14 protein-coding genes are annotated in these 14,498 nt (G+C 52.2%); 7 read left to right on the top strand and 7 right to left on the bottom strand.

Annotated features, from left to right (window positions below; genetic code table 11):
* The first annotated feature begins 97 nt into the window (after positions 1–97).
* The 7 genes from FBQ85_00150 (at position 98) to FBQ85_00120 (ending at position 5,420) form a co-directional block, all read left to right on the top strand.
* Positions 98–1,189, top strand: coding sequence for an undecaprenyl/decaprenyl-phosphate alpha-N-acetylglucosaminyl 1-phosphate transferase (locus FBQ85_00150; GenBank protein MDL1873573.1), 1,092 nt, complete (start codon positions 98–100; stop codon positions 1,187–1,189).
* Between the two features lie 195 nt (positions 1,190–1,384).
* Positions 1,385–1,708, top strand: a complete 324-nt coding sequence (gene trxA / locus FBQ85_00145) for a thioredoxin (protein ID MDL1873572.1) — start codon at positions 1,385–1,387, stop codon at positions 1,706–1,708.
* A gap of 108 nt (positions 1,709–1,816) precedes the next feature.
* Positions 1,817–3,076 (top strand): NAD(P)/FAD-dependent oxidoreductase, encoded by a 1,260-nt coding sequence (locus FBQ85_00140; GenBank protein ID MDL1873571.1) that lies wholly within the window; start codon positions 1,817–1,819, stop codon positions 3,074–3,076.
* A gap of 142 nt (positions 3,077–3,218) precedes the next feature.
* A complete protein-coding gene (locus tag FBQ85_00135; GenBank protein ID MDL1873570.1) occupies positions 3,219–4,292 on the top strand; it encodes a mannose-1-phosphate guanylyltransferase in 1,074 nt (357 codons plus the stop codon).
* Complete coding sequence (locus FBQ85_00130) at positions 4,214–4,603, top strand: hypothetical protein (protein MDL1873569.1); 390 nt, start codon at positions 4,214–4,216, stop codon at positions 4,601–4,603. The genes FBQ85_00135 and FBQ85_00130 overlap by 79 nt, the downstream gene beginning before the upstream one ends.
* 8 nt (positions 4,604–4,611) lie before the next feature.
* Positions 4,612–5,070 carry a PTS sugar transporter subunit IIA gene (locus tag FBQ85_00125; protein ID MDL1873568.1) on the top strand — a complete coding sequence of 153 codons (459 nt, stop codon included), beginning with the start codon at positions 4,612–4,614 and terminating at the stop codon, positions 5,068–5,070.
* Positions 5,070–5,420: a hypothetical protein gene (locus FBQ85_00120; protein MDL1873567.1), complete on the top strand. Its 351-nt coding sequence runs from the start codon at positions 5,070–5,072 to the stop codon at positions 5,418–5,420. The genes FBQ85_00125 and FBQ85_00120 overlap by 1 nt, the downstream gene beginning before the upstream one ends.
* Before the next feature lie 18 nt (positions 5,421–5,438).
* Here FBQ85_00120 and FBQ85_00115 read toward each other — a convergent pair whose 3' ends face one another.
* From FBQ85_00115 to xseA, 7 genes are all read right to left on the bottom strand, one after another.
* Complete coding sequence (locus tag FBQ85_00115; protein ID MDL1873566.1) at positions 5,439–6,542, bottom strand: N-acetyltransferase; 1,104 nt, start codon at positions 6,540–6,542, stop codon at positions 5,439–5,441.
* Between the two features lie 108 nt (positions 6,543–6,650).
* Positions 6,651–7,835 (bottom strand): pyridoxal phosphate-dependent aminotransferase family protein, encoded by a 1,185-nt coding sequence (locus FBQ85_00110; GenBank protein MDL1873565.1) that lies wholly within the window; start codon positions 7,833–7,835, stop codon positions 6,651–6,653.
* 212 nt (positions 7,836–8,047) lie between these two features.
* Entirely contained in the window at positions 8,048–9,979 is a 1,932-nt protein-coding gene (locus tag FBQ85_00105) for a hypothetical protein (GenBank protein MDL1873564.1), read from the bottom strand.
* A 199-nt stretch (positions 9,980–10,178) separates the two neighbouring features.
* The gene (locus FBQ85_00100) at positions 10,179–11,738 is read right to left on the bottom strand and encodes an SLC13/DASS family transporter (GenBank protein MDL1873563.1); all 1,560 of its coding nucleotides are present in this window, start codon (positions 11,736–11,738) and stop codon (positions 10,179–10,181) included.
* Between the two features lie 167 nt (positions 11,739–11,905).
* The gene (locus FBQ85_00095; protein ID MDL1873562.1) at positions 11,906–12,292 is read right to left on the bottom strand and encodes a hypothetical protein; all 387 of its coding nucleotides are present in this window, start codon (positions 12,290–12,292) and stop codon (positions 11,906–11,908) included.
* A gap of 399 nt (positions 12,293–12,691) precedes the next feature.
* Positions 12,692–13,129, bottom strand: a complete 438-nt coding sequence (locus tag FBQ85_00090; GenBank protein ID MDL1873561.1) for a hypothetical protein — start codon at positions 13,127–13,129, stop codon at positions 12,692–12,694.
* Positions 13,130–13,266: 137 nt separating this feature from the next.
* On the bottom strand, positions 13,267–14,496 hold the full coding sequence (gene xseA, locus FBQ85_00085; GenBank protein MDL1873560.1) for an exodeoxyribonuclease VII large subunit: 1,230 nt from the start codon (positions 14,494–14,496) through the stop codon (positions 13,267–13,269).
* Positions 14,497–14,498 lie beyond the last annotated feature (2 nt).

The raw sequence follows: 14,498 nt of genomic DNA, 5'->3' as shown, positions 1-14,498 counted from the left end.
CAGAGTTGTTTTACAATGCACCGCACGAATGCTGTTGTTGCGTTTGCGAAAAGGCGAACGCTCGACCTTGCGTGCTTGGGTTTAGCCGGATCTCATCATGCGCTTTTTTATTTACTTCTATCTCTTCTTGTTCTCCCTGCTGCTTGCGCTTTTGTTTGTGCCGCTTGCGCGGAAACTGGCTTTTCGTCTGAACATTATTGATCTGCCGCAGGGTCGTAAAGCGCATTCTCAGCCGACGCCGTTGCTCGGCGGCTTGGCGATTTATGCCGCATTTCTGTTTACAATGGCCCTACAAATCATCGCGTATCTTGCGTGCAAGGATCTCGCCTGGTTCGCACAAATCTTTCCAAGCCTGCCCGATGAATCCGCACGCTTCTTGCAAACGCTTCCCCGGCTTTTGGCAATCTGTGCGGGCGGCACGTTAATGGTTGTTCTAGGTTTTATCGATGATCGCAGCGGCCTTAATTTTTCCTATAAACTCAAATTTGCTATCCAAATTTTAGCTGCATTGCTGCTGGTTGTGGCGGGTGTTCGAACGGATTTGATGCCTTCGACGTTTCTCAATACGGTTGTAACCGTGGTTTGGATCGTCGGCATTACAAACGCTTTTAATTTGTTGGATAACATGGACGGGCTTTCCTCCGGCATAGCGATCATCGCTGCGGCAATGTTTCTCGTTATTACGATCGTTCAAGATCAATTCTTTTCGGCGATGATTTTGTGCATCTTTGCTGGCGCTGTGCTCGGATTTTTACGGTACAATTTTTATCCTGCCAAAATTTTTATGGGCGACACCGGCAGCTTGTTCATCGGATACATGCTCGCTGCCTTGTCGATCACCAGCAGCTACGTCGTGCCGCAAAGCGCCTCGATGATTCCGGCGCTCATGCCGCTGCTGGTGCTGAGTTTGCCTATCTTTGATACGCTTTCCGTCATCATCATTCGCCTGAAGGAAGGCCGCCCGATCTTTAGCGGCGATCGCCGCCATTTTTCGCATCGGCTGACAGATCTGGGCATGACGCCGGCGGGCGCTGTCGTGTTCATTTATCTCGTCGCGACGACCATCGGCATTGCCGCTGCATTGTTGCCATATTTGCCTTTGTGGGGCGAAATCCTTGTTCTCATTCACACGGTTTTGATTTATGTCATGATCACGACACTCGTGCATGTCGCCAAACCTCGCCAGTAACTAGCCGGCCAGGCTTGGACGCAACGGATCAACATGCAACCGAGAGCCATGGTGTCCAAGCCTGACTCGCATACGACAAAAAATCTGTTGGAATTTTGCGAAAGGTTTTTATGTTTTCATGAAATGAAAAATATATCGTAATAAATGTTGTTGCATATCATGTGAATCACGCCGCAAGGCGAAAAGGAGAAACGCATGTCTCACCCCGTGGTTTTGAGTGACAGTAATTTTGAGCAAGAAGTATTGAAATCGGATAAGCCGGTGCTGGTGGATTTCTGGGCAGAATGGTGCGGCCCGTGCAAAATGATTGCTCCGGCGATCAATGATTTGGCGCGCGAGTATGAAGGCCGGGCTAAAATTGCCAAGATGGATGTTGATAACAATCAAATCATCGCGGGCCAACTCGGCATTCGCAGCATACCGGCATTATTGATTTTCAAGAACGGAGTTGTCGTCGATCAAATCGTCGGCGCTGTGCCCAAGCAAAGAATCAAAGAACGATTAGATGCCACGCTTTAGGCGCATTAGGCATCCGCACACGCGGATGCTTTTTTGTTTATACCCCGGCCAAAGCGCCGGTGGAAATCGCCTCGGTACTTACCGCTTCAGCGATGATCGTTTCGTGTAATGACTCCCCCCCCAAATAAATACGATGTGCTTGTGGCTGGCGGCGGCCCTGCCGGTTTGAGCGCCGCCTATGCGGCTGCTCTTGGAGGTTTGCGGGTTGCGCTGTGCGAGCGCAGCAAAGAGATCGGTTATCCGATTCACACCAGCGGCGGCAGTTGGCTGCCGGAAATGCGGCGCCTCGATATTCCCGAGCGTTTCCTTCACCCCATTCATATTGGCCGGTTTTTGTCGCCGGCGGCTGAAGCGACCTTTACGTATGGCGATCCGGTGAGTTGTGTACTCGATGTGCGAGGCCTTTATCAATACCTCGCGCGCCTCGCGATAAAAGCCGGGGCGGAAATCTTTCCAGCAACGCGAGTCGAGCGGGTGATTGTTGAAAATGGCAAGCCGTCAGGATTGCAGATAACCAGGGGGCAAAAAGTATTGGCGCCGCTTTTAATTGATGCGACCGGCATGGCAGGCCTGCTCGCGAAACAGATGGGGTTGCGAGAAAACCCGCGACGTTATGGCGTGGGCGCCGAATGTGATATCGTCACAAATGACTGGCCGGCAGATACCGTTGCATTGCTATTTGGCGGCCTCGCCGGCCCCGCCGGTTACGGCTGGATTTTTCCACACGGCGAGGATCGTGTTAGGATCGGCGTTGGCCTGATTCAACCGGATACGCGCACGGCTCCGGAACAAGCATTGCAGGCGTTGCTGGCAAATGTGCGCCGCGGCGCCATTCATGGCGTGCATGTCAAATCCGTTTCAGCTTTGGAATATCATACTGGAACCGTTCCTGCAACACCGCCGCTGCAGAGAACCTCGGCGCACGGCCTTCTAGTCGTCGGCGACGCTGCGGGTTTGATTTCGACACTCTTGGGAGAAGGCATTCGGTTTGCGATTGAGTTGGGCCGGCTGGCCGGTGAGATGGCGGTGGAGGCGCATCGCGCGAATCGTTTTGACTCCCGGTTTTTGGCGCGATACGATAAAGCCTGGCAGGCGCGTTATGGCCGCTTATTCAAACAGGCCGCCTTTATCAATCGCCATATCGCAGATTATGATGATCACGCCTGGAACGAAAAAATCAAGGCGCTGTCACATTTCCCCGCACATGCAATTCCACCGTTGTTGAAAGGGGAGTGGTCGAACAAAGTTCTGCTTAAAGCATTGTGGCAACAACGTCATCATTTCAAAAAATCAAAGTTGCGCAAACTCGCCGGCGCGTTCGCCGCCCATCTCCTCGTTGGGGCAAAAAACAGTGGGGAAACTTCTTGATTTTTTAGAGCCGGTTGTATACATTGCCCTGTTCCAAAAACAAATCTGGCCTAGACATTATTCGTGTTATAGCAAAAGAAGATGAGACATTACGGCGAATCTTCTTTTTTCATTCAGGATTGAATCAACCGAGGGCTGCATCATGGTAGCATTGATTATGGCCGGTGGAGCCGGCACGCGATTTTGGCCAAAGAGCAGAGATCATCACCCAAAACAACTCCTGCAAATTATCGGCAGCGGCACCATGTTGCAAAGCACGGTGCGGCGGTTGCAACCGATCATTCCGCCGGACCGGGTTTTCATCGTTTGCAAACAGTCACATCGGGAAGCGGTCGCAGGGCAGTTGCCCGAGCTGCCGCGCGAAAATATCATTATCGAACCGCAGGGCAAAAACACCGCGCCGTGCATCGGCCTGGCCGCGTTGTTCATCCAACAGCGTTTCGGTGATGAAGTGATGATCGTGTTGCCGGCGGATCATCTTATCGGCGCCGAGCAGAATTTTCGCCAAACGCTGTTGAACGCCGCGAAAATTGCCGCAGAAGAAAAAGTGTTGATCACCATCGGCATCAAGCCCTCGTTTCCGGCAACGGGTTACGGCTACATCCAGTTCAGCCAGGAAACGGTTTCAGCCGGGCAGGCAAGCGCGTGGCGGGTCAAGACGTTTGCAGAAAAACCCAATCTCGAAACAGCCAAAGTGTTTCTGGCGAGCGGCGATTTCTTGTGGAACAGCGGTATTTTTGTATGGCGCATTTCCACGATTCGCGAGCAGTTTGAAGAACACCTGCCGCAAGTTCACGATGGTTTACTGGAGATCTCCAGGCATTTGGGGACGCCGGAGGAACAGGACATCATCGTGCGTGTGTATCAGCAGATCAAAAGCATCTCGATCGACTACGGCGTGATGGAGAAGGCCAAGAATGTTTTAGTTGTGCTTTCGAATTTCGAATGGAATGATTTAGGCAGTTGGGATGAGGTGTATAAATTATCGCCCAAGGACAAGGAACAAAACGCCCTGTGTGACGGCGATCACGCGCTGGTGAATACCTCGGGCTGCCTGATTGATGTCGCCGGAAAAACGGTGGCAGCCGTGGGCATTCGTGATTTGATCGTGGTGGAAACGGAAGATGCGCTGTTGCTGTGTCCGCGCGAGCATGCGCAAGACGTGAAAGAAGTGGTGGAGCTGTTAAAACGAAAAAAGAAAATGAATTTGTTGTGATTATGAAAGAAGAAGAAATTCTGCCGGGCCTGGAAAAGCTGTTGGATAGTTTGGGTGTTACCCTGCGTTACGAAAAAGGGGATTTTGTTGGAGGCTACTGCCGCGTCAAAGATAAGCCGATGATGATCGTCAACAACGCGCTGAATGCGGGCCAGAAAATAAAAATACTGGCGCGCGAGTTGGCGCAGATGAATTTGGAAAACGTGTTCATCGTGCCGGCGTTGCGGGAAGTGATCGTGGGCGCAACAGCGTCACCGGCCGCCAATGAAGGTGGCATGCAGCAGAACGGAGTCTCATTTGAAAGTGCATAGGAGCGGAAATGGATAAGCTGGATCTCGTGCCGTTTTTTAATGAAGCGTTGTTCGTACCCGCGCTGCAAGCCAAGTCGAAAGACGGCGCATTGGAAGAATTGGTGGATTGTTTTGTGAGCAGCGGGTTTGTGCGCAATCCCGCCATCGTGCTCGAGATGATTCATCGCCGCGAGCAGCTCGGCAGCACGGGTATCGGTCGCGGCATCGCAATTCCCCACGGCCGCAGCACGGCCGCGCCCACGCTGATGATCGCCTTCGGTTGTTCCAAAAAGGGCATCGAGTGGGAAGCGATGGACGGCGAGCCGGTTCAGTTGGTTTTCATGGTTATCGCGCCGCCGCAAGAGCACGATAACAAGTACCTGCCGGTGCTGGGCCGCCTGGTCGAAATCCTGAGTCACTCCCGCGAACGTGAAAAATTCCGCAATGTCAAATCCTTCTCTGACTTCATCAACCTTCTCAAAAACTAATGGCTGAAAAAATCAAAACCCCGATCGAATTCCTCGTTGCATTGCAAGATCTCGATATCATGCTTAAAGAAATCGAGGATGTGAAAGAACTGGGATTCGAAGTTGACAATGAAGGCAAGGCCACGCTGACGCGCGCGCGCGAAGAACTGGCGGCCAAAATCAAAAAGCCGCTGTTTAACAACTACGAGCGTCTGCGCTCGCGCTATAAACGCGCCATTGTGCCGGTAAAAGACGACACCTGTTTGGGCTGCTTCATGCGCGTGCCCACCTCCATCACCGCGCACGGCCGCACTGACCAGGAAGTTTTGGTATGCGAAAATTGCGGCCGGTTTTTATACTGGCTGGCGTAGTGGTATTCCAAAACTCGGCTACAACGGCTTTTCATAAACGCGATAACGTTTATAGAGATCAGCGCCAAGCAATTGCATGCCGCGATTGATCGCAACATTGTTCTCAAGCGTCCAGGAAAACTCGCCGCTGTCAAAACCGGCTGTGACGCCCCGGCGGTAGGTTTCCATATAGAGCGCCGAGCCAATGCCGCTGACATTCTGCAGTCTTTTGATCACACCCAGTGTGAGCACGCGCAGCGTCTTGATCTTTCTGGAATGATACAGGACTTTGAAAATCCCAAACGGCAGCAGCCGCCCATTGATCTTTTGCAGCGCTTGATTGAAATTGGGCAACGAAAGAGAAAACCCCACCGGCTCCCCTTTTTTTTCAACAATCAACACCAGACGCGGATCGACCACCGGCTTTAAATCTTTGGCAAGAAAATCAAATTCGGCATCCGTCATGGGCACAAATCCCCAATTTGTGCTCCACGCGTCATTGTAGATTTTCTTGATGAGCTGCACTTCCTCCCAAAAATTTTTCATATTGATCGTGCGCAAAACAATGCCTTGATCCTGAAGAACTTTTTCGCCGATGCGCAAAATTTTGGGATTGATGCTGATGGCGGTGGTCATGTACCAGGCATACAAATCCATAGCCTTGCCAAATCCGGCTTTTTCAACCAGCTCGACATAATACCGCGGATTGTAAGTCATCATCACTGCCGGCGGCAAATCAAACCCCTCCACCAGTAGGCCGACAGTTTCATTGGTTGAATAATTGGCCGGCCCGCGCAACACGTTCATACCCTTTTGCCGCACCCAGTTTGCCGCGGTTTCGAACAAAGCGTTGGCAACCTCCTGGTCATTGATCGCTTCGAAGAAACCAAAAAAGCCGGTTTGGTCTTGATAGTAGCGATTATGATTGTTGTTGAGAATTGCGGCGATGCGCCCGACATACTTGCCATTACGCCGCGCCAGAAAAAACTCGGCCTGAGAATGTTGAAAGAAGGGATGCTTTTTTTTATCGAGCAGCTTCTTCATGTCCATAATCAGCGGCGGCACCCAATGCGGATCGCCGCGGTAAATCTGCCAGGGTAAACGAATGAAATCACGCAGTTTTTGCGCATGGTCAACAGGCATGATATCAATTTTTGACACCGAGCGGCTCCCTTCGCGAAAAATTTTTGAGGAAGGTTTCTGCCACGACCCGGTCGTGGCAGTTTAAATGCAGGAAGGTCGAAATGGCGATCAGGGAATCAAGCCGAATTGCCGTCCGGCAAGCGCGCATTGACTGATGATGTAATCGAGATGTTCGTCGGTGTGCGTGGCCATGTAACTCGTGCGAATCAAGCCCTGGCCTGCGGGCACCGCTGGCGTGATGACGGGGTTGGTGAAGATGCCGTTTTGGAACAACAATTTCCAAAATTCAAATGTTTTCATGTCTTCGCCGACGTGAATCGGAATGATTGGCGTCTGCGTTCCGCCGGTGTTGAAACCGAGTTCATCAAAAGCGGTTTTGACTTTGTGCACGTTGCGCCAAAGCCATTCCAGGCGTTGCGGCTCCTCTTCCAAGATCGTCAAGGCCGCCAGCACCGCGGCGGTGGCCGCCGGCGGCATGCTCGCCGAAAAAATGAGAGAACGCGCATGATGCTTGATGTAGTCAATGACATAAGCATCACCCGCAACAAATCCGCCAATCGACACAAATGATTTGCTGAACGTGCCCAGCACGACATCGACTTTTTTCTCCAAACCGAAATGCTCGGCCGTGCCGCGGCCATGTTTACCCAATACGCCGACGGAATGGGCATCATCCACCAGAATGCGCGCGTGATATTTTTCCGCGAGATTGACGAGGCCGGGCAAATCAGCAATATCACCTTCCATGCTGAAAACGCCATCAACGATAATGAGCTTGCCGGGAGCATCTTGATGCTTGTTCAAAAGGCGCTCAAGATGATCCATGTCGTTGTGGCGGAAACGCACGACCTGGCCGAGTGAGAGGCGGCAGCCGTCCACAATGCTGGCGTGATTCGCGCGATCGGCGAAGATGATATCGCCTTTACCCACCAGCGTACTGATCACACCGAGGTTGGTTTGAAAACCGGTGGAAAAACATAATGCCGCTTCGCGCTGCATGAATTTCGCAAGCCGCTTCTCCAGCTCTTCGTGCAGTTCGAGCGTGCCGTTGAGAAAGCGCGAACCGGTGCAGCCGGAGCCGAATTCTTGCACGGCTTTGATGACAGCTTCTTTGACGCGGGGATCTTGGGTGAGGCCGAGATAATTATTGGAGCCGGCCATGATTAAACGATGGCCGCGAATGGTGACTTCAATATCGGCGCCGGATGAAATGGCTTGAAAATAAGGATACCAACCCTCGGCAATGGCTTCCTGGGCGCGGGTGAATTTGCGACACTTGTCAAATAAATCCAACTTGCTTCCTCCTCCCTTGGGATTCTGTGCTATTTTGCTCTCATAACATGCCAAATATATCCAACAAGGTAAACGAACGTGCGCAAATATAATCTTGGCCGCCTATTAAAGCAAGCTTAAATCTGGGATAAAAACGCCGGTTGCTTACCTCTCGTTTAAGATAAAGCGATGAAATGTTGAACAATTTCAAGGTGAATTTTTGTTTCCCTAGATTACCAATTTGCTTTCAACTCGTCGGTAATCTCACTCACACGTTGCGTAACTTCCCATTTGACGAAATCGAGCTCGAGCCATTGGTTGTTGACGCGCAATGCCAGGCGTTTTTGGTCGGGATAGAATTTCAGAAATTGGTTGTCAAACAGGGGGTAGGCGTCGGTGCGCACCGGAAAATCATTCAAAATGCGGCGGACATCGCCGGTTGCGGCGTTATACGAAAACAACATGCGATCGCCATAGCTCGTGGTGTATTTGATGCGATTGGTAGCGTCGATATCGCGTTTGATTTCGAGCCGGCCAACCTCGCGCACACGGCGCTGGAATTCTTCAAAATTCTCATTTTCCAGCGGCGTGCTGACTTCGATCACGAAGCCGTTGCGACGGCCTTCCGAAACAAACAATTTGCCGTCAGGAATTTTTTCAAAACGGTAGGGCTGCATCGGCAGAACTGCGATGTAAGTATCCTCGGCGCGGCAGAAAATCCAATCCGGCGGCAGGAAATCCTTGCTCTCCGTCACCGCGGAGGAAAAGTTCTGCAGATCATCGGAGAAAAAACCGTTCAGCCGCACTTGCCTGGAAGAGTCGGGCGCATCATATAATCCGATCAAAACATTGCGATGTTGAAACAAACGTTCATAAGCTGAAGCGCCGGTGAGCTTGATCTCCTGCGCCAAACGGCCGCGCGGCGAATTGGCTTCGGCAAGCAGAATGCGCGGCTCTTCCGTGCGAAACAACGCCAGCTCGCGCGCAGTTGTGGAGGGGTAGGTGATGAAGAGTATTGGACGATCGTCGGTCGAGGACAGGTACGTCAATCCCCAGGAATGTTGAAACGTGGGATAATACAATCCGCCTTGAATGGAGCCCAGAATATACTGCCGCGTGACATAGGCATATTTACCGACATTATTCTCCTGCTTTGGCGCGGTGCGCAGGAAACGGCCGGCATGCTTGCGTTCGAGATGAACATAGCCGCCGAGCGGATCGCGGTTCGTCGCCATCTCCAAAATTACGCTCGCCAGTTCGAAACTGCTGAGCGAGGCAAACAATAGTTCCGGGCTGGGCACCATTTTGCCGGTGCCGAAATATAACCAGGCAAAGCCTGCGCTCAACGTTTCACGCGGGGACATGATTTGCGCTTCGGAAATCCGGCTGTGCGCGCCGGCATACAAGCCGTCTAAATGCTCGGAAGCGAAATCAAGCATGAGCAAATTCAGCATGACGTTCAGGCGCTTACGAAAAAGATCGTCGCGCGTAAACTCGTGCATAAGCGCGAGGGAGGCAAAAAAAGCGGGCATAAATTGCGGTGAATCATATTCGCTTTGGCCGCTGGTGATGACTTGATTAATCCAGGCGGTGAAGTAATCCTTGGCTTCGCGCATATTTTCTGCAGAGGATTTTCCGTTAAACCATTGCTCCGCAGGCGTATCCGGCCAGGTTTCGGAAGCGAGCAACAATGCGGCATAATACATATGCCATTCGTGTTCCGCCTCGCCACGCAAGGTCGGCACCTGGGAGAGGGAACGTTTGATATTTTCGGCAAGGCCATACGGCAGGTTTTGCCGGCCAAAGAGGTAGGTTGCAATGCGGTAGAAAGCGTTTGCCGGTTCGGAATTGGGCCGCGTCAGCAACTCTTCCAGCATGCGATGCGCTTCATTCACGCGTTCGCCGGTGGCATAGCGCGCGGCGACCGCGGCAAAACCCGGCTGCCGCTCATTTTCGACAAAATGCAAGAGCAGCATTTGTCCGCGCAACTCGACGCCACTTTGATTTTGTGTGCTATCCGGTTCTTCTTGTGCACGGCCGGGTGCGGCGGCGAAAACCGTGCTTAACGTGAGTAAACACCAGGCCAGCGTTTGGGGGAAGTGTGAAAGGCGAGTCGGGCGGTGCAATTCCTTCGCAGCGGCGCGAGGCAACATGAAAACGTGCATATCGAATCCTTCTGATGCATCCTGAGTGAGGATAAATTTCCTGGAATTGTTAACTAAATCGCAAGGCTCGAACGTATGGTATGATCAAGAAATTGAATATCGTAACCGTTGCGCGATCACGGCGGGCTTTGCGTTCAGGAAAAGTGATGAATTTAAATAGAACAATTCATATCAAAAAAGCTGTTACGATGTTCACTGGCTATCTTGCCCATTCGGGGAATTGATTCCAATCAACCTCAAACGCCATTTCCAGGCCAAAATAGATCGCCAGCGTCACGATGAAGATGCCGATCAAATTAAACCAAAATCCGGTTTTTGCCATTTGTGGAACTGAGACATAACCGGATGCAAAGATTATGGCATTCGGCGCAGTGGCAACCGGCAGCATGAACGCGCAGGAGGAGGATACCGCAACCGCGATCATGAGCGGCAAGGGATTTATTTGCATCGCCTGGGCCGTGGCGGCTGCGATGGGTATGAAGATCGTTGCCGTTGCCGTGTTGGAATTGACTTCAGTAAAAAACGTGATGGCCGCGCAAATCAACAAAATCATCAGCAGCGGCGGCATGCCGGACAGCAATTGCAGGCGTTCGCCCAGCCATTGCGACAATCCCGTCGAAACAAATGCGGCTGAAAGCGCAAGCCCGCCGCCGAAAAAGAGCAACAACCCCCACGGCACTCTCACCGCGGTTTCCCAGTCGAGCAAGAATTCGCCGCGTTTCCAGTTGACGGGTATCAGAAACAGCAGCAGGCCGGCGACCATGGCGACGGTCGAATCTGCTACATGGTTTTGCAGATCGAACGCGCTGGCCCAACCGGGAATGCAAAAAAGCCCCAAATCAATATCGATGCGAAAAATCCAGGCCAGCGCTGCCAGTACGAAGATTATCAGCGTCAGGCGCTCGCCTCGCTCCATGCGGCCGAGCTTGTGCAACTCATCCGCGATCACGGCGCCGGTTGCCGGTGAACTCTCCATCTTGAGGGGAAATAAAACTCGCGTCATGAACAACCATACGAGCGGGATGAACATGATGACGGTCGGAATGCCAAAGCTTGCCCACGTTATGAAATCAATTTCGGGTGCTTGTGGAAAAAGCTTTTTGACATTGCTGGCAAAGATCAAATTGGGCGCCGTTCCCAATAATGTGCCCATGCCGCCGATATTCGAGGCATAGGCGATGCTGAGCATCAAACACGTGCGCAAATTGTGGAGGCTGGCAGCCGTGTGCCCGCTCTCACTTGTTTCAAGTTGGGAGATAACGGCCAATGTGATCGGATACATCATCATCGTCGTGGCGGTATTTGAAATCCACATGGAGATAAACGCCGTTGCCAGCATGAAACCCAACACCATACGCCGCGGACTCGTTCCGAGCAGGTGAATAATGCGTAACGCCAGCCGCTTATGGAGATTCCATTTTTGCATGGCCATGGCAATGAAGAAGCCGCCCAGAAACAGAAAAAGAATCTCGTCGCCATAATTCACCGTGACTGCTTTCATCGGCAGAATGCCAAAAAATGGAAACAACACCATGGGCAGCAAGGCAGTCGCAGGCATCGGGATCGCTTCCGTGATCCACCAAAAGGCCATAAGCATGCTTATTGCGAGCAGGCTGCGCGCTTCTGGTGAAAGTTCGGGAGTCAACGGCGGCCACAAGAGCATGAGAAAGAGCAACGGTCCAACAAGCAAGCCGATTTTGCGGCGGGCGCCAAAATATCCGCTCGCCATTTCATCTGGTACTGGCGGCTTAGAAGCCATTGAGGTAATCTTCCAAAAATTAAACCAGCAGGTTGATTAGAATGCGGCAAGTAAACAAGACCTGGAAGGCTGCGCGAAACGACGGCATGGTAATTTATTGCCTGATAGCTCGCGAAGAGCTACAATCGTTGGTCCGGGCCTGTCCGCAATTCAACCGGTGCGATGGATCAAGCCGGATTATTTTTTATTTTTCGCCACTTCCAGCCGAATAATGTGCTGCCCAACCGGCGCGACCAGCGATGTCGCGAAGCCCAATGTCGTAAAGCGCTATGTTCCTTGTGATGAGTTTGCCTCCCGTGTTTTGTTTGCACCGGGACGAAGGCCAGTCCCGCCATGGTCTGGCGCACGGCGTGCAGTCTTTTTTCTTCTGTTAAGAGCTCGGCTTCGGTGCAAATGCCGCGTTGCACTAAAACGTTGATCACAGCTTCGAGTGAAATCTGGTCCGGCGAAAGGGAAGAGCTACTCTTTTCGTATTTTGTCGCGGGTGCTGCGTCGATAATGGCCGGTTGGAGCGGGTGATCGTCGATGAGTTGCTGTTCGATGTTGTCCGTCATGTTTAGATCCTTTAATCCTATTAAGGATGCAAACGCTGGTGTGACGTCTGATTTTTGGTAACGGCGAATCTATTTTTTTTCTGTTCCAAACGCAAGGTGAAAAATGGCAGCCGGCGACAAGATTACGAGGTTGACACTTTTTCAGATGATTGTATCGTGTTCTCGCCGGCCTATTGTCAAGAATCAAAAACGCCGCGATCGTTTCAGCAAGCGGCGTTGTTCACTTCCGTTTAAGTTGTTGTGCGACTCAAGAATCGCCGGCATAGCTGTTCAATTTACATAGATACGAAAGAGATCGAAGCGCGGCGCCGGCTTCTTGAATCCCAACAATAACTTGAGTCTCGACGCTAGGGCTGCCGGGTGATGGAATAAAACGTGCGAAGTTGCTTGGCGGGATTTTCAGTTGTGAGTGCTGTCGTCTTCAGCGGTTTTGACGGCCTCCCATTTGCCCTGGAATGAACGCCCGCCTTCACGGCCCTTGAATTCACTCAAGATCTTATCGCCCTTTAACACGGCCTCATGACGATAAGTCACTTGCAAGCCGCGCGCGGATTCGAAATTCAAATTGAACGTCAATATACCGCCGTGCAAACGAATCTTATTGAGATTTTGTTTTCCCATTTCGCCGCCATCGTCTTGCATGAACCCGGTGAGACGATTGTTCTTTATCGTCAGCTTCAGGGTCCAATCGCGCACGGGATCAGCACGATTTTCGCGAATACCCTTGCCCTGCCAGGTGCCGGCCCAGTTTTGTAATTCGGATAAACTTGTTTGATTTCGTGTACCACCGCAGCCAAGCAGCGCGAGTGTCAGGAGAAACAGACAAATGAACCGCATGAGGAGGTGCCTTTCGAATTCATCGAGATGTCATGCAAACCGAACGGATGCTGCCGTTCGTGCCCAAAAAGTCACAACGAAAGGTACCGGCAAACCTTACAATTTGCGGTTTGATAAGGAAATTGACGCGGCAGAGATTAAGGTTGGTTGCTTTGAACCGTAGCATGCGCCTGACCTTCAGCAAATTGCAGACGAATCCTATCTTCCGGCTGCAACTGTGCGGCTGCGCTGACAAGCGAACCTGAATCATCTTTAAAAACTAATGCAAAGCCGCGGCGGAGAATATTCTGATGGCTCAAGGCCTGCAGGCGATGATAGAGATGTGCGATATCTCGCCGGTGTTGCGCCAGCAATTGTTGCATGCTTTGTTGCAGGCGGCGGTGCTTTTCATCCAGCGTTTGGCTGTGTTGATGAAGCGCGTCGATTGGCCGGCGCATGCCATAGCTGCGGGCGAAACGCCGCAACCGTTCGCGCTGCGTTTGCATCTGGCGGTGAAGGTGGAGATAAGCGCGCTGTAATTGATGCCACAACAGGCGTTTTACTTCCCCTGCTTGTGGAACAACCATCTCGGCGGCAGCCGAAGGCGTTGGAGCCCTCAAATCCGCCACGAAATCGCTGATGCTGAAATCGATCTCATGCCCCACGGCAGAGACCACCGGAAGCGCGCTGGCGTAGATCGCGCGCGCGACAATCTCCTCGTTGAACGGCCATAAATCCTCCAGCGAGCCGCCGCCGCGACCGATAATGACGAGATCAACTTCGCCGTACGCGTTGAATTCCTCCAGTGCCTGAGCGATTTCTTCCGCTGCGCCTGCGCCCTGGACGCGCACGGGCCGGAGTATGATGGCAATCGCCGGCCAACGCCGCCGCAACACGCTGATTACATCACGAATCGCCGCGCCGGTCGGCGAGGTCACAATGCCGATACGCTGCGGATATTCCGGCAGAGGTTTTTTGTGATCTTCATCAAACAAGCCTTCCGCGTGCAAGCGTTGCTTCAAGCGCTCGAACGCCAATTGCAAAGCGCCGACGCCGGCGGGCTGCATTTGCCAGACTTCGAATTGATAGTAGCCGCGTTTTTCGTAAACCGTGACTTTGCCATGCACCACGACCTGCATGCCGTCGCGCGGGGTGAAGCGCAAATTACGATTCCGCCCGGCCCACATGACGCAGGGAATTTGGGCCTCTTCATCTTTCATCGAAAAATAAAAATGCCCGGACGTGTGATGTTTAAAATTCGAAATTTCACCGGTCAGCCAAAAGGGAGGGAGCCCTTCTTCGAGTAGATTTTTGATGCCCGCAGTTAACTCGGATACCGTGAGCAGTTCGTTGGGTGGTTGTTCGCTTTGCGCGACGCGAGAAGCCATGG

This window comes from Cytophagia bacterium CHB2 (assembly GCA_030263535.1).
Taxonomy (GTDB): domain Bacteria; phylum Zhuqueibacterota; class Zhuqueibacteria; order Zhuqueibacterales; family Zhuqueibacteraceae; genus Coneutiohabitans.
Note: the sequence above shows the minus strand (reverse complement) of the source record. Positions and strands in the feature narration are given on the sequence as shown.